This window comes from Mycobacterium scrofulaceum (assembly GCF_001667885.1).
In the GTDB taxonomy this organism is placed as follows: domain Bacteria; phylum Actinomycetota; class Actinomycetes; order Mycobacteriales; family Mycobacteriaceae; genus Mycobacterium; species Mycobacterium scrofulaceum_C.
The window spans coordinates 20,453-35,505 of record NZ_LZJW01000058.1; the positions used below are offsets into that span (position 1 = coordinate 20,453).

16 protein-coding genes are annotated in these 15,053 nt (G+C 67.7%); 10 read left to right on the forward strand and 6 right to left on the reverse strand.

What is annotated here, in order from left to right:
• Positions 1 to 141 precede the first annotated feature (141 nt).
• From A5681_RS07910 to A5681_RS07920, 3 genes are all read left to right on the forward strand, one after another.
• Positions 142 to 1,104, forward strand: a complete 963-nt coding sequence (locus A5681_RS07910) for a DMT family transporter (RefSeq protein WP_082968253.1) — start codon at positions 142 to 144, stop codon at positions 1,102 to 1,104.
• Positions 1,105 to 1,233: 129 nt separating this feature from the next.
• A complete protein-coding gene (locus tag A5681_RS07915) occupies positions 1,234 to 2,448 on the forward strand; it encodes a TetR/AcrR family transcriptional regulator (protein WP_197498544.1) in 1,215 nt (404 codons plus the stop codon).
• Between the two features lie 212 nt (positions 2,449 to 2,660).
• Positions 2,661 to 2,885, forward strand: coding sequence for a hypothetical protein (locus A5681_RS07920; protein ID WP_067271750.1), 225 nt, complete (start codon positions 2,661 to 2,663; stop codon positions 2,883 to 2,885).
• A gap of 171 nt (positions 2,886 to 3,056) precedes the next feature.
• Here A5681_RS07920 and A5681_RS27390 read toward each other — a convergent pair whose 3' ends face one another.
• The 3 genes from A5681_RS27390 to A5681_RS07930 all read right to left on the reverse strand — a co-directional run bounded on the left by A5681_RS27390 (position 3,057) and on the right by A5681_RS07930 (position 4,957).
• Entirely contained in the window at positions 3,057 to 3,224 is a 168-nt protein-coding gene (locus A5681_RS27390; protein WP_197498540.1) for a hypothetical protein, read from the reverse strand.
• An 84-nt stretch (positions 3,225 to 3,308) separates the two neighbouring features.
• The gene (locus A5681_RS07925) at positions 3,309 to 3,998 is read right to left on the reverse strand and encodes a class I SAM-dependent methyltransferase (protein WP_067271752.1); all 690 of its coding nucleotides are present in this window, start codon (positions 3,996 to 3,998) and stop codon (positions 3,309 to 3,311) included.
• Positions 3,999 to 4,057: 59 nt separating this feature from the next.
• Complete coding sequence (locus tag A5681_RS07930) at positions 4,058 to 4,957, reverse strand: class I SAM-dependent methyltransferase (RefSeq protein ID WP_067271755.1); 900 nt, start codon at positions 4,955 to 4,957, stop codon at positions 4,058 to 4,060.
• 118 nt (positions 4,958 to 5,075) lie between these two features.
• Between A5681_RS07930 and A5681_RS07935 the strand changes: the two genes are divergently transcribed.
• Positions 5,076 to 5,498, forward strand: coding sequence for a nitroreductase family deazaflavin-dependent oxidoreductase (locus A5681_RS07935; RefSeq protein WP_067271758.1), 423 nt, complete (start codon positions 5,076 to 5,078; stop codon positions 5,496 to 5,498).
• A gap of 291 nt (positions 5,499 to 5,789) precedes the next feature.
• Positions 5,790 to 7,349 carry a SulP family inorganic anion transporter gene (locus A5681_RS07940; protein ID WP_067271762.1) on the forward strand — a complete coding sequence of 520 codons (1,560 nt, stop codon included), beginning with the start codon at positions 5,790 to 5,792 and terminating at the stop codon, positions 7,347 to 7,349.
• A gap of 22 nt (positions 7,350 to 7,371) precedes the next feature.
• Here A5681_RS07940 and A5681_RS07945 read toward each other — a convergent pair whose 3' ends face one another.
• Complete coding sequence (locus A5681_RS07945) at positions 7,372 to 8,229, reverse strand: LLM class F420-dependent oxidoreductase (RefSeq protein ID WP_067271766.1); 858 nt, start codon at positions 8,227 to 8,229, stop codon at positions 7,372 to 7,374.
• Between the two features lie 129 nt (positions 8,230 to 8,358).
• On the opposite strand from A5681_RS07945, the gene A5681_RS07950 reads away from it, so the two are divergent.
• Together A5681_RS07950 and A5681_RS07955 are read left to right on the forward strand one after the other, a co-directional pair.
• Positions 8,359 to 9,396, forward strand: a complete 1,038-nt coding sequence (locus tag A5681_RS07950; RefSeq protein ID WP_197498541.1) for a 2-hydroxyacid dehydrogenase — start codon at positions 8,359 to 8,361, stop codon at positions 9,394 to 9,396.
• A 65-nt stretch (positions 9,397 to 9,461) separates the two neighbouring features.
• Positions 9,462 to 10,280, forward strand: a complete 819-nt coding sequence (locus A5681_RS07955) for a formate/nitrite transporter family protein (protein WP_067271770.1) — start codon at positions 9,462 to 9,464, stop codon at positions 10,278 to 10,280.
• A 6-nt stretch (positions 10,281 to 10,286) separates the two neighbouring features.
• On the opposite strand, the gene A5681_RS07960 is transcribed toward A5681_RS07955, so the two are convergent.
• Positions 10,287 to 11,219, reverse strand: a complete 933-nt coding sequence (locus tag A5681_RS07960; protein ID WP_067271773.1) for an LLM class F420-dependent oxidoreductase — start codon at positions 11,217 to 11,219, stop codon at positions 10,287 to 10,289.
• 116 nt (positions 11,220 to 11,335) lie between these two features.
• Here A5681_RS07960 and A5681_RS07965 point away from each other — a divergent pair, with 116 nt between their 5' ends.
• Positions 11,336 to 11,773 (forward strand): ATP-binding protein, encoded by a 438-nt coding sequence (locus tag A5681_RS07965; protein WP_067271777.1) that lies wholly within the window; start codon positions 11,336 to 11,338, stop codon positions 11,771 to 11,773.
• 7 nt (positions 11,774 to 11,780) lie between these two features.
• Here A5681_RS07965 and A5681_RS07970 read toward each other — a convergent pair whose 3' ends face one another.
• Positions 11,781 to 13,139 carry a WS/DGAT/MGAT family O-acyltransferase gene (locus A5681_RS07970; protein WP_067271780.1) on the reverse strand — a complete coding sequence of 453 codons (1,359 nt, stop codon included), beginning with the start codon at positions 13,137 to 13,139 and terminating at the stop codon, positions 11,781 to 11,783.
• A gap of 175 nt (positions 13,140 to 13,314) precedes the next feature.
• Between A5681_RS07970 and A5681_RS07975 the strand changes: the two genes are divergently transcribed.
• Complete coding sequence (locus A5681_RS07975; protein ID WP_067271784.1) at positions 13,315 to 14,295, forward strand: methylenetetrahydrofolate reductase; 981 nt, start codon at positions 13,315 to 13,317, stop codon at positions 14,293 to 14,295.
• Positions 14,292 to 15,047, forward strand: a complete 756-nt coding sequence (locus A5681_RS07980; RefSeq protein WP_067271787.1) for a methyltransferase domain-containing protein — start codon at positions 14,292 to 14,294, stop codon at positions 15,045 to 15,047. Before A5681_RS07975 ends, A5681_RS07980 begins: the two co-directional genes overlap by 4 nt.
• Positions 15,048 to 15,053: the final 6 nt, after the last annotated feature.

The following is a 15,053-nucleotide window of genomic DNA, read 5'->3' on the forward strand; positions in this document are numbered from 1 at the left end:
ATCAATTGTCGCGGCGGATACGCCAATCTCGGCCCTGTGCCCGGCCTACCGATAAGACAACGCGATCAATCGCGATCAGCAATATTCGTTGGACTGTGGAGGGCGGCCTGGGCGAGCATGGGTCTCATGGACTTGCCGCGCATGCCGCTGACCACCGCGTCGGCGGTGACGTTCTTTTACGCGCTCGGATACCCCATCGGTGTGTTGGCGGTGACCGCCATGGCACCCATGGCCGCTTTGGTGTTGCGATTTGCTTTGGCCGCAACAATTTTGGCTGTCTGGGCGGTGGTCGCCAAGGCGCCCTGGCCGCGGGGGGCGCAGTTGGGCCACGTCGTGGTGGTCGGTCTGCTGATCCAAGCCGTGCAGTTCTGCTGCTGTTACGAGGCCTTTCAGCTCGGGTCGCCGGCGGTGCTGTGCGCGGTGGTGATCGCGATGAACCCGGTCGCCACGGCCATTATGGCCGCGGTGTTCCTGGGTGAGCCGCTCGGCCGGCAACGGGTGGCCGCGCTCGCCCTCGGTGTTGTCGCGGTGCTCGCGGCGTGTGCCAGAAGGCTGACGAGCACCCACGGCCTGGACCCCGTCATCGTGCTGCTTGGTGTTGCCCTACTTGGGCTTTCGGCCGGCGGTGTTTACCAACAGCGCTTCTGCGCGGGCGTCGACTTCCGCACGATGAGCGCGATGCAGAATGCGGTCGCGCTGATTCCCGCGGCGGTGCTTGCGCTGCTGACGCCGTTCACCGTGCATGACGTCCGGCAGGCGGCGATCGCGATCGGCGGCATGGTGCTGTTGAACGCGACCCTCGCGGTGAGCCTCTATGTGCGCGCCATCAACGCCCACGGCGCGGCGGCGGTGGCGATGCTGTTCGCCGTCATTCCCGCGGTCGCGGGGCTGATGTCCTGGCTCATACTGGGCCAGCGTCCCGACGTAGGTGTCGGGGTCGGCTTGGTTCTGGGCGGCTTGGCCTGCTGGCTGAGCGGCCGGGGAGCCCGGGCGCGCCGCACGGCCGCCGCGAACGCGGGCCGGCGGCCCGAACTGATGGCTGCGGCCTCGGCCGACCAGCGGATGGAAGTGCCGTGCGGACCCCCCTCGAGTGTGCGAGGGTAGCTCTCGATCGAGTTCTCAACCGGCCACGGCGGCGCCCCGAAAAACCGGTCGGCCGCGCGGCTTCCCAACAACGCCGCTGCGGCTACGGTGATCTCTATGACGCCGGCCGGCGGCTCGTCCGCAAACCCAGTGAAGCGGCGACCGAGGGACCGCAAAGCGCAGATCGCCAGGGCCGCCGGCGACGCCTTCAGCGAGCTCGGCTACCACGCGGTGAGCATGGAGAACATCGCGTCCCGGGTCGGGATCTCGGCGGCGGCGCTGTATCGGCATTCGCAGGGCAAATACGACTTGTTCCGCTCCGCGGTTCTGTCACTCGGTCAGCTGCTTGTGGACGCCACCGAGTTCGCCGATCACCTGCCTGATGACGCGGACCCGCAGGAAACGTTGCGCGCACTGACCGGCGCGCTGATCGACACCGCGATCATCAACCGCACCGCCGGCGGGCTCTATCGATGGGAGGGCCGATACCTGCACGGCGAAGACGAGGACGTGCTCACCGGGCAGGTGAGGCTGGTCAACCGGCGCCTGCAGCGGCCATTGATCAGACTCCGGCCCAAACTGCAGTCGAGACAACGGTGGGTGCTCTCGGCGGCGGTGTTGAGCGTCATCGGCAGCATCACCGACCACCGCTCCCGGCTGAGCAATGACGAAATCCGGGTCACGCTGGCCGACATCGTGGCTGCGGTGCTGAAGGCGGACGTCCCCGTGCAACGGCCGAGTGAGCCGGAATCCGCTCAGGTAGTGACGATGCCGAGCGCGGTCGGCAGCTATGAACTGCTGTTGCACGAATCGATCCGATTGTTCAACGAGCGTGGGTATCGCGAAACCGGCATGGAGGACATCGCGGCGGCCGTCGGCATACCGGTGGCGAGCATCTACCAGTACTTCCCCAGCAAGGCCGCGATACTGGCCGTCTCGTATCGCCGCGGCGCCGACCAGCTCTCCGGCGACCTGTCCACCATCTTGGCCGCGGGGGGCGATCCGAAGCAGTCCCTACAGCAGCTGATCGACGCGTTCATCAACCGGTTGCTCGCCAACCCCGAACTGGCCCGCGTTTATTACACGGAGCGCCACAACGTGCCGGACGCGGAAGCGGTGCTCCTCTACAACATTCACCGCTCCACGGTCGAGTCATGGGCCCGGCTGGCGGTGGCTGCGCGCCCCGGGCTTTCGCTGGGCCGGGCGCGGTACGCCGTTCACGCCGCCTTCGCGCTGGCCGTCGACGTCGGGCAGCTCGTCATCCCCGGTCCCAGCCAGTCCGCCCGCGCGACACTGCGCCGATTGATGGCCACCACTATCCTCGGCGACTCCGCCCCACCTTCCGGGACGGTGCGTCGCCGGTAACGGCTCGGGCCCCGCGCCGGCTCCCGAATCTTACTGCACTTGCGTTTACGCGGGCATTCGACCGGCCGCGCCGGTCGACTCGAAACGCCCTCAAGCACAGCGAAATCTCCCTGAGTGGACCCCGCGCATCCTGGATAGATGCTATCCACCAGCTTGAATCGCCATTAACATACGGGGTCGCCGGTACGTAGCGCCCCGCGAAAGGCACGCCAATGCTTCATAAGCTCCGTCAACTGCTGGACTACCAATTGACGATCGCCGAGCTGCTGGGCTTGGCCGTGCTACTGGGCACGCCTTACCTGATCGTCGGGGTGATCTGGTCATCCACCCACACCAGCCACCTGCACGACATGCACGGTATTGACCTGGTGGTCTCGTTTCTCGGCTCGATCGTGTCCTGGCCGGTGTTGATTTTCGCCAACGTGTGCATGACGTAGGCGCGCAGATGATCAAACATTCCTACGGCGGCGCTGGGCGGCCTGATGCTGGTGGGGCTGGCGGCGGTAGTCCTGGCGCACGACCGCCGAAAGTTACACGCAGATCACGGCTCGTAGAATGTTGGCGCACAACCCCTTTCGGTGCGCCCCGCACCGACCGTCGCCGCCCGGCTAGCGTGTGCTCTCGTCGGGTAGGTCACGCCGGGACTGGTGTAGCCCCGGCGCGTCCGGGTCTTCGTTCTGGTGCTCCAATTGCTCTTGCAACTTGCGCTGTTCTTCGGTCGCCTGCCGGGCGTCCTCGGGCGCGGATGGCGGGTCGAAATTTACCTGCTGGTCCACGTGATCTCCTCTGACCGTCTGCGATGCTCCAGTCAGGATCTCCCGAATGCCAGGCATCGAAACCTGGCCGGCCGTTCGTGCCGGCTAGCGCAGATGCGCGGAGAGCAGCCAGGCACCGATCGACTTGCGGCCGTTGCCTTCGTCGCGGATGTCGGCACCACCGAAAGCCTGGAAACCTTCCGCGACGGCGTCGGGCACGTTGGCGTGAATGCGCGCCGGCCGGATCTCGTCGATCACCCAGTACTTGGACACCACGTCCCGCAGCTCGTCCTCGGTGACCGCGTTGACCGGGCCGTCGGTCGGCATCCCCGCGCGGTCGAACACGAGCACAAAGTACGAGGCGCCGGGGGCGGCGGCCCGCACGATGGACTGCTGATAACCCTCGCGCAGTTCGACGGGCATGGAGTGGAAAAGCGTGGAGTCGACGATGGTCCCGAAGCGGCCGTCGTAGCCGCCGAACGAGCTGATGTCGGCGACGTCGAAGGTCGCATTGGTAAGGCCGCGCCGGGCGGCCTTCTCGCGCGCCAACTTGATGGCGGTCGGCGACTGGTCGAGGCCCACCGTGGTGAAGCCACGTTCGGCGAGAAACAGCGACACCGCCGCCTCACCGCAACCGGCATCGAGCACGTCACCGTGGAACTTCCCGGCCTCGATGAGGGCCGCGATCTCCGGCTGCGGCTCGCCGATGCTCCACGGCGGCCGATTACCCTCGCCCATCTCGGGGGCCTCGCCCCGATAGGCGGATTCAAACATTTCCTGAGTCGGCTGAGACATGCACCAGTTATATCAACCGCGCTGATATATGTCAATGGAATTGATATGGACCGCGCGCGCTACTCGAGGCTCGCCGTCAAGTAACCGGAGTCTGCGCCGAACGACGCCAGCTCGTCGTCGGGTACCTCGAACCCGTGCGCGGCAAAGGCCTGCTCGGTCGTCCGGATGTCGACACGCCAGCCGTGTGCGGCCAGGTATTCGGCCGCGGTGTTGCGGTCGCCGGTGTAGAAGAGCTCGGCCAGGTTGATGGTGGAGCCGAGGCGTTGGGACCGTTCGGTCAGCTTCTGCGCCCAATCCGACGGGATGTTGCGCATGTCCATGTGCTCGGTCGCGACCTGGCTGCCCGGCGCCGACAACGCGGCGATGTTGTCGAACAGCCGGTCCTGCGCGTCGGGTGGCAGGTAGATGAGCAGTCCTTCGGCGCTCCACGCCGTCGGCGCGTTCGCGTCGAATCCCGCCTCGACCAGCGCGGCCGGCCAGTCCTCACGCAGATCGATCGCCACCGTGCGGCGCTCGGCGGTGGGCCGAGCGCCCAGATCGGCCAGCACCCGCGTCTTGAACTCGATGACCTCGGGTTGGTCGATCTCGTAAACCACCGTGCCGTCGGGCCAGGGCAGCCGGTAGGCGCGCGTGTCGAGCCCAGACGCCAGGATCACCGCCTGCCGGACACCGGATTGGGTTGCCCGAAGGAAGAAGTCGTCGAAGAAGCGCGTGCGCACTGTGATCTGCTCATTGACGGCCTGCCGGTTCAACAGGGGATCGTCCGACCGGTCGACCTCGTTGTCGAGGAGCTTGACGAACATCTCGGTGCCCACCGCGCGAACGAGGGGCTCGGCGAAGGGATCGTGCAGCAGGGGATCGGGCCCTTTGGACGCGATCGCCCGCTGCGCGGCGACCGCCGTTGCGGTGGCTCCGACGCTGGAGGCCAGATCCCAGGTGTCGTTCTCGGTACGGGCCACTACCAGGCTCCTCACTGCGGTTAGTTAGCTCATTTAAGCGATATCGACCACTGTACGCGCTCGAGGAACCGATCGTCTTCAGGGATGACTAACGCCCGACGACATGTTGAGATCGGGTATGGCCGACGACATCGAACTGAGCCCGCGGGACTGGGTGCGCGAGCAGACCGAACAGATCCTGAAACAAGGCACTACCGACGGGGTCGAAATCTTCGATCGGCCCGTGGTCCTGCTGACCGTGACCGGAGCGAAATCCGGCAAGAAACGCTATGTGCCGCTGATGCGCGTCGAAAGCGACGGCCGTTACGCCATAGTCGCGTCGAAGGGCGGCGCGCCCGAGCATCCGTTGTGGTACTTCAACCTGCAGGCCAACCCCGAGGTGACGCTGCAGGACGGGGACAGGGTCGTCACGCTGAGAGCGCGCGAGCTGCAGGGTGCCGAGCGCGAACAATGGTGGCAGCGGGCGATCGAAGCGTATCCGCCGTACGCCGAATACCAGACGAAGACGACGCGCCAGATTCCGGTCTTCGTCCTGGAGTAAATGGGCCGCCGCCCAGCCGTTTTCGCTTCCGACCGCCGCCAACCGCAATTCTCACGGCTCCGACGATTTTGTGCGGCAAAAGATTTGCATTCGATATGCGCGTGGCCCGTCGGGTTGCGACCCGCCTGGTCGGCCCATACCTTCGGTACGCATAAGCCGTCACAGGCTCAGCAGAACAATGCTGTTCTAGGCGAATGTAATCGCCTGTGCTTCAGGGCTTTATATTGCACGATTCGTCCGCGTTATGGGCGGAGGTCCGAACGTGCCCCTACGCGTAACCCGGGAGGGCCCATGCAACACGCCGATCAACCGGGGTACGCGCCGCCGAGGCAGGCACTCGCGGCGACCGGTTTTCGCGCGACCATCAAGTACGACTTCCCGGCGTCCTTGGTGGTATTCCTGGTGGCTCTTCCATTGTCGTTGGGGATCGCGCTCGCCTCCGGCGCCCCGGTGCTTTCCGGCTTGATCGCGGCCATCGTCGGCGGAATCGTCGCCGGATGTTTTGGTGGGTCGCCGTTGCAGGTCAGCGGGCCGGCGGCCGGACTGACCGTGATCGTCGCCGACCTGGTATCCCAATTTGGCTGGGCCGTAACATGTTTGATCACGGTCATTGCCGGAGCCCTGCAAGTCGTGTTGGGTATCAGCCGGATTGCGCGGGCCGCTCTGGCGATCTCTCCGGTTGTTGTGCACGCCATGCTCGCCGGCATCGGAATCACCATCGCCTTGCAGCAGGTGCACGTATTGCTGGGCGGGGAATCGCAGAGCTCGGCCTGGACGAACGTCGTCGGCCTGCCCGCGCAGATTGCCGGTGCGCACCGGCCCGGCCTCGTGCTGGGGCTGCTCGTCATCGCCATCCTGATCGCGTGGCGCTGGGCGCCGTCGCGGGTGGCCAAGATCCCCGGTCCGCTGGTCGCGATCGTCGCCGTGACGGTCATCTCGGTCATGTTGCCGTTCAACGTGTCCCGCATCCGATTGGAGGGCTCGGTGCTCGAGGCGCTGCAGCTGCCCGAGCTCCCGGATGGGAACTGGCTGGCGGTCGTGATCGCGGTGATCACGGTCACCCTGATCACCAGCGTGCAGAGCCTGCTGACGGCGGTCGCGATCGACCGGATGCACACCGGGGCGCGCACCGATTTCAACCGCGAGCTGATCGGACAGGGCGCGGCGAACATGGCGTCGGGCGCGATCGGCGGTCTTCCCATCGCGGGCGTAATCGTGCGCAGCGCGGCCAATGTCAACGCGGGGGCCAGGACTCGGGCATCGACGATCATGCACGGGTTCTGGATCCTGGTGTTCGCCGTGCCCTTCGCGGGTTTGGTCGAACAGATCCCGACCGCGGCGCTCGCCGGCTTGCTGATCGTCATCGGCATCGAGCTGCTGAAGCCCGCACACATCGAAACCGCGCTCCGAAACGGTGATCTCGCCGTCTATCTGGTGACCATAGTCTCCGTCGTTTTTCTCAATCTGCTGCATGGCGTGCTGATCGGGCTCGCCGTGGCAGTCACCGTGACGGGGTGGCGGGTGGTTCGGGCCAGGGTGGAAGCAGAACCTGTGGGCGATGAGTGGCATCTCATCATCGAAGGGGCGTGCACCTTCCTGGCGCTGCCCAAGCTCACCGGGGTGCTCGCCACCATCCCCGAGCACACCACGGTCACCATCCACCTGATGGCCAACTACCTCGATCATGCTGCCCACCAAGCCATCAGCGACTGGCAGCGCCGGCATTGCGCGACGGGCGGAGACGTCAAAGTGCACAACCGACGGCTGGAACCGTATGGGCACGGGGGGAAGTCATCAACGGCCGAGCGGCGCGCGATTCACCTCAGCTTGGTCGAAGCCGACGCCGGCTAGCCCAGCGCGCCGCGACGCGTCGTCACTTCAGGTCCGCGGCGACCCGCCCGAGCACGGCGAGGTGGTCGTCGACGGTGCCCAGCCCGGCGTTCATCGTGTTGACCGACACGTGGGTGGCGCCGGCGTCGCGCCATCCCGCTATCTGGCGGGCCGTCCGGTCCCGGTCGCCCGTCCAGCTGACCCGGTCCTCCATGCCGAGGCTGTCCGCGTCGCGGCCCGCGGCGGCGGCCGCGCGCTGCACCAGCTCGCGGGCGGGGTCCAGACCGGGCCCGGGAGCGGTCATCGGGAACCAGCCGTCCGCGATCCGCCCCGCGCGCTCCAATCCGCGGTCGGATGCCGCGCCGATCCACACGGGGATCGGGCGTTGGACGGGCAGCGGGGCCAGCCCAGCCGCGGTCACGGTGTGGTACTTGCCGGCGAAGGTGACCGAGCGTTCGGTCCACAGCCGGCGCAACAGCTCGACCTGTTCCTCGGAGCGCTTGCCGCGATTGGTGAAGCTCTCGCCCAGCGCCTCGTATTCGACCGCGTTCCAGCCCAATCCGACACCGAGCCGGAAACGTCCGCCGGTCAGCAGATCCACCTCGGCGGCCTGCTTGGCGACCAACGCCGTCTGTCGCTGCGGCAGGATGATGACGCCGCTGACCAGCTCGAGTGAGGTGATCGCGGCGAGATAGCCGAACATCACGAACGGCTCATGAAACGTCGAGTCGATGTCGTAAGGACCGTCCCAGCCGTGGTGCACCTGGGGGTCGGCGCCCACGACATGGTCGTAGGCCAGGATGTGGGTGAATCCCAGCTCTTGCACGCCCTCCCCGTATGCACGGACGACCGCGGGGTCGCCGCCAAGTTCGGTTTGCGGGAACACAACTCCGATGCGCATTCGCCGTGCAACCAAGCCGCCGCGGGATTGCTTCCCGTGCAATGGGAAAAAGTTGGGGACGGTGCCGTCTTCGCGCCTCTCGGCAAGTGGTCGCTCGAAGCGACGGTTCTCAAGGTGGTACCCGGGGGAATGCCCGACACCGTCGAGCCTCACAACGACGGCGGCCGCCCGAATATTTCACCGACGCTCGATGATGGACGGGTGACGACAAAAAAGATTGGAAACGCGCTGCGGATCGGTCGCTTCGAGCGGACATTCGAAGCCGAGCTGACCGCGCGGTACGAGATCCCCAAGCTCCCCGACGGTCCGGCGCGGGCCGACTTCTTAGCCGAACATGCGGCCGACGTTCGCATCGTGATCACGTCGGGCACGGCCGCTGTTGACGCCGACACGATCGCCGCCCTGCCCAACCTCGAGGTGATCGTCAACAACGGCGCCGGGGTGGACCTCATCGATCTGCCGGCGGCGCGGCACCGCGGCATCGGCGTCAGCAACACACCCGACGTCCTTTCGGACACGGTGGCCGACACCGCGCTGGGCCTCATCCTGATGACACTGCGCCGTTTCGGCGCCGCCGACCGCTACGTTCGGGCGGGCCGATGGGTGCGCGACGGCCCATTCCCGTACGCCCGGGACGTCAGTGGCCTGCAGGTCGGGATCCTCGGTCTGGGTCGTATCGGCTCGGCGATCGCGACCAGACTGCTCGGATTCGACTGCGCCATCGCGTATCACAACCGCCACCGCATCGACGGATCGCCGTACCGCTACGCCCCGTCGCCGTTCGAGCTGGCCGAGTCGGTCGATGTCCTCGTCGTGGCCACCACGGGTGATCCGCACGCTCGCCACCTGGTCGACCGCTCCGTCCTCGAGGCACTGGGCCCCGAGGGTTACCTGGTCAACATCGCCCGCGGCAGCGTCGTCGACCAGGACGCGCTGGTGGAATTGCTGGTCGGCGGCGGTTTGGCCGGGGCGGGGCTGGACGTCTTCGCCGACGAACCGCAGGTACCGACCGAGCTTTTACAGCTCGACAACGTGGTGTTGTTTCCGCACATCGGCAGCGCCACCGCGCGGACCCGCAGGGCGATGGCCTTACTGGCCATCCGGAACCTGGAGAGTTACCTCAACACCGGTGAGCTGGTCACACCGGTGGTGCGCCCACGCAGGTGACGGGCTGTCAGATCCCTCACACAGAATGATCCAACCGGCGAATAACGGGTATCAGCCCATCCACCATGAGTGACACCACCCAACGCCAGCTCGGGCAGACCGACAGCCCGATCGAGGACGAGCTCGAGGACGCGTTCAGCAGGATGCTGAGCGAGGGCACCCAGCGCCTGCACCGCACCTGGCGCGGCGTGCTGGTGACCGGCTTCTTCGGCGGCACCGAGGTGGGGATCGGGGTGCTCGCCTACCTCGCTGTGCTGGACGCCACCCACCGCCCCCTGCTGGCGGGGCTTGCCTTTTCGATCGGCTTCCTGGCCCTGCTGCTCGGCCGCAGCGAGCTGTTCACCGAAGGTTTCATCATTCCCGTAGTGACCGTGGCCGCCAAGCGCGCCAGCCTGCGCCAGCTGGCCAAGCTGTGGGGCGGCACCCTGTTCGCGAACCTGGTCGGCGGCTGGGTGATCATGTGGCTGATCATGACCGGCTTTCCCGAGCTGCACGCGCAGACCATCGAGTCCGGGACCCACTTCGCCACCGCGCCGCTGTCCGGCCAGAGCATGGTGCTGGCGATCCTGGGCGGCATGGTCATCACGCTGATGACCCGGATGCAACACGGCACCGATTCGGTGCCCGCCAAGATCGCCGCCGCGGTGGCCGCCGCGTTCCTGCTCGCCGGCCTGCGGCTGTTCCACTCGATCCTGGATTCGCTGCTGATCTTCGGCGCGCTCGTCACAGGCGACGCCCCGTTCGGCTATCTGACCTGGCTGGGTTGGTTCGGTTACACCGTGGTCGGCAACATGATCGGTGGGCTGCTGTTCGTGACGCTGCTGCGGCTGCTGCGCAGCAAGGACCGGCTCGAAGAGGAGCGCGCGGACGCCGAAACCCCGTGACAGCGGTCAAAGCAGTTGGGGCATAACCTCGCTCGCCAACAACTCCAGGTGCGCGAGGTCGGTCAGGTCCAAAAGCTGGGTGTAGACGCGCTGCACCCCGATCCGTTTCCAGGCGCCCAACTTGTCGACGATCTCGGTGGGGGAGCCGACCAGTGGGCTGTTCGAACGCATTTCGTCCAGATCGCGACCGATCGCCGCGGCGCGCCGGGCCAGTTCGCGATTGTTGCGGCCGGCGCAGAGCACGAATGCGCTCGAGTAGATCATCGAGTCCTCGGGCCTGCCGGCCGCGGCGACGGCTCGCGCCACTCGCTGGTACTGCTTCTCGGCCACGTCGATCGGCGCGAACGGAACATTGAACTCGGCCGCGTACTTCGCCGCCAGTCGCGGCGTGCGGTTGGCGCCCAGCCCGCCGACGACGATCGGGGGGTGCGGGGCCTGCGCCGGTTTGGGCAGCGCCGGCGACCCGGTGATGGTGTAGTACTCGCCGGCATAGTCGAAGGTTGCACCGGGCTGCGTCGTCCACAGGCCCGTGATGACGGCCAGCTGTTCCTCGAGCCGGTCGAACCGCTCCCGCAGCCCAGGGAAGGGGATGCCGTACGCCTGGTGCTCCTTTTCGAACCAGCCGCTGCCCAGCCCGAATTCGACGCGTCCGCCACTCATGTCGTCCACTTGCGCCACCGCGATGGCCAGCGGACCGGGGTGGCGGAATGTTGCGGAAGTCACCAGGGTGCCCAGCCGGATGGTCGACGTCTCCCGCGCGATCGCACCCAGCGTCACCCACGAGTCGGTGGGACCCGGCAGGCCGTCGCCGCTCATCGCCAGGTAGTGGTCGGACCGGAAGAAGGCCCCGAAACCCAGCTGCTCGGCGGTCTGGGCGACCGCCACCTGGTCGGCGTAGCTGGCGCCCTGCTGCGGCTCGATGAATGCACGAAAGTCCATAGGATCCCTCTGTATCTCGTTGTAGGACAACCCGATTCCGAACCTGTACCCGCCTGTGGCCAAAGCGATACGGACGGCGGGTTAGCGGACCGGCCGCAACGGGGTATGCCTCCTGCATGACTTCACTGCTGCCACCAACCGTTGTCACGCCCGCGCGATTGACCTGCGCAGGTGCCGCCGACGCGGTTACCGCGGCGGAAATGCGCCGCGCCCTGCGGCGGTGGCTCGAGGAGGTGACCGAGGCTCCGCCGCAGATTCGCGACGACATCATTCTGGGCGTCAACGAGGCGCTGGCCAACTGTGTGGAGCACGCGTACCGCGACCACCGCACGACCGGCACGATGAAACTGCAGGCAAGCCACGACCCGGCCGCCCAATCGATCAGCGTCTGCGTCAGCGACCGCGGATCCTGGGTCCATCCCTCTCCGCAACGACTCAGCGACCCGCGGCGGTCCCGCGGCATCGCACTGATGCACGCGCTCGCGGATCACTGCACCATCAATGCGCGTCCCAACGGCACGACCGTGTGCCTGGACTACACCACCAGGCCGTAGCCGCGGCTCACACCCCGACGGCGCGTTCCAGGTCCTTCAGCGAGGTCTCCAGGTGGCCCAGCAGCCGCTGCAGGTGCGGGACGCTGCGGCGACAGCCCACGAGCCCGAAGTCGAGGTTGTCGGCGTTGTTGGTCACGGTGATGTTGACCGCCTGGCCGTCGAGCGGGATGGACAGCGGGTAGTTGCCGTCCAGCCGGGCGCCACGCCAGTACAGCGGCTCCGACGGGCCGGCCGAGACGTTGGAGATGACGATGTTGAACGGTGGCGACGCCGCCGACAGGTAGCCGGGAATCAGCCCGAAGAACAGGCCGCCGATGTTGAAGGCCGACAGCGCGAGCTGCTGCACCGACGGCAGCTGTTGGAAGATCTCCTTGGTGTCGCGGATCGACGTGCTGACGATCTCGAGGCGCCTCGCCGGGTCGTCCAGATCGGTCGCCAGGTTGCACAGGAACGTGCCGACCAGGTTGCCTCCCCGATCGTCGTCGGCCTTGCGGAGGTTGACCGGCACCATCGCGGTCAGCGGGGCGTCGGGTAGCGCGCTCTGCTCTTGCAGGTAGGCGCGCAGGGCGCCGGAGCACATGGCGAGCACGACGTCGTTGACGGTCACGCCGGCCGCCGACTTGACCGCTTTGATCCGGTCCAGCGACCAGGACTGCGCGGCCACCCGCCGGGCTCCGCCGATCCGGACGTTGAACATGCTGCGCGGCGCCTGGAACGGCAGGGTCAGCTGTTGTTCGAGCAGCGCGGCGCGGGCCAGTTTGAGCGAGGACGGCGCCAATGCGAGCGCGGACCCCGCGGTCCGCCCCGCCCGCTCCAGCAGCGATTGCCGTTTCTGGCCGCCGGCGCGCTTGCGCGGCCCGAGGCTCCACGGCACGCGCGCCTCGTCGTCGTCGGGGTCGGACGTGAAGGCGCGCTGCACCAGCCGCATCGCGGACACGCCGTCCATCAGCGAGTGGTGGTACTTGGTGTAGACGGCGTACCGGCCGTCCTGCAGCCCCTCGACCAGGTGGGCCTCCCACATCGGGCGGTGGCGGTCGAGCAGGCTGCCGTGCAGCCGGGAAACCAGCTCCAGCAGGTCGCGGACCCGCCCCGGCTCGGGCAGCGCCGAGCGGCGCAGGTGGTAGTCGAGCTCGACGTCCTTGTCGAACGACCACGCGAGGTTGGTCACGCCGCCGAAGAAGGCCGGGTGCTTGCGGAACGTCGGCTGGATGTCCGTGCACTCGAGCATGGCCTGATAGGACTCGCGGACGAAGTGTGGCCCGGCGTCCTTGGGCGGCTCGAAGAGTTGCAGCGACCCCACATGCATCGGGTGCTCGCGTGACTCGCCGATGAGGAACAGCGCATCCGTCGGAGATATCGGTTCCATGCTTGTACCCCGTTCCTTTCACGCTGCGCCGTCCGCGCGGCACAGACCCATCTCTTAGTAGCCGCGGCGAGCGTTTGCTAATCGTCTTCGAGCTGCGAATCGGCGGTGCGCCCTAAAGCGCTTGCGCCCGCGGCCGTTCGGGTACATGCATGCGAACACTGGCGCTCGAGGAGTCATGATGTCGGCGGGTTTGGGGTGTCCGAAACGGATGGTGTTCGGGCCGTGCGGCGGGGTGCGCCCCGACGGCCAGTGCGAGATGCGGCCCGGTCCGTGCGCGTTCGACGATGTGGTGGTGTGGTCGGGGCCGCAGGCCACGCCGCGTCCCGTGCGCGCGCCGCTGGTGCTCACCGACTTCAGCAGCACGCCGTTCGACCGGGACGACATCGTTGCGACGGCCGCGGCCCTGGCGCCCGGATGCGACGCCGTCCTGGTCGGAGAGCACCAGAACAAGCCTGACTTCCCGCCCACAGTGATGGGGTCGCTGCTCCTCGACGCGGGGGTGACGCCGTGGATCACGCTGTCCTGCCGCGACCGCAACCGGGTGGTGCTCGAGCAGGAGCTGCGGGGCCTGGTCAGCGTCGGCGTCGAAACGGTGCTGTGCGTGACCGGCGACGGACGCGGATACGACGTGCGCCCGGACGTCACGCAGACGTTCGATCTCGACGGGCCCCGCCTCGTTTCGCTGGCCGCCTCGACCGGAGTCGTCGCGGCGGCACCCGAGACGCCCACCGCCCCGCCGGTGCCCGCCCGGCCCGCCCGGTTGGTGGAGAAGCAGCGGGCCGGGGCCAGCCTGGCCGTCCTGAACCATGTGCCGTCCCCCGAGCTGGTCGCCGACTTCATGACCGCGGCGCGGGCGAAGGGCCTGACCATTCCGGTGATCGCGGCGGTCGCCGTGTTCACTGACAGCGTTTCCGCGTCGGTCCTTCAAGGGCTGCCCGGCCTGGAACTCGATCGCGACGCGACCGAGCGGGTGCTGGGCGCGCCGGACCCCGTGGCCGAGGGGATCGCGGCGGCGGTGTCCGAGGCCCGGGCGCTGCTCTCGATCGAAGGCGTCGAGGGCGTCAACGTGTCGGGCCTCGCGTCCGCATCGGGTCCCCGCGTCGGCGCGGAGATCAAGGGCGAGGTCGGTCGTCGGATCAGGGCGGAGGGGAAATGACGGAAGCGATGGAGGCGGAATTCGATACCGTCGCCGAATGGACGGCCCAGGTCGCCGAGGAGCTGGGGCCGGACTACCACGTGCCGGCCGGATGCCGCGGCAGCGGCAGTCCGCCCGCCCTGGATTGGCTCATCGACCGGATGGGCCTGGCCGCCGGTGCCACTTTGCTGGACTCCGGGGCGGGCGTCGGCGGCCCCGCCGCGTATGCCGCGCGCTCCCGTCCGCTGCGCCCGGTCCTCGTCGAGCCCGAGACCGGTGCCTGCCGCGCGGCGAAGAAGCTGTTCGATTTCCCGGTGGTGTGCGCGGCCGGGGCGGCCCTGCCGGTGGTCGACTCGAGCTTCGACGCCGCGTGGTCGCTGGGCGTGTTGTGCACGACGCCGGACCAACTCGGGTTGCTCGAAGAGTTGCGTCGCGTCGTGCGGCCGGGCGGGCCCATCGGGCTGCTGGTCTTCGTCGCGCACCGGGACGCGGCGAACGACGCGATGGACGGCAACCACTTCCCGTCGCCCGATCGTCTGCGCGAGCTGGTGACGCGCGCCGGGTTGCGCGTCGAGCACTCGCTCGGCACGTCGGACCTCCCGGCGATCGCCGACACGTGGAATGAACGCATCGACGCCGTGACGAAGGCGCTGAGCGACCGCCACGGGCACACGGAGGCCTGGCAGTTGGCCGAGCGGCAGAGCTCGAAGATCGGGCGGCTGCTCGGGGACGGGTCGCTGACGGGGGAGCTGTTGGTGTTGCGGCACGCGTGACCGCCG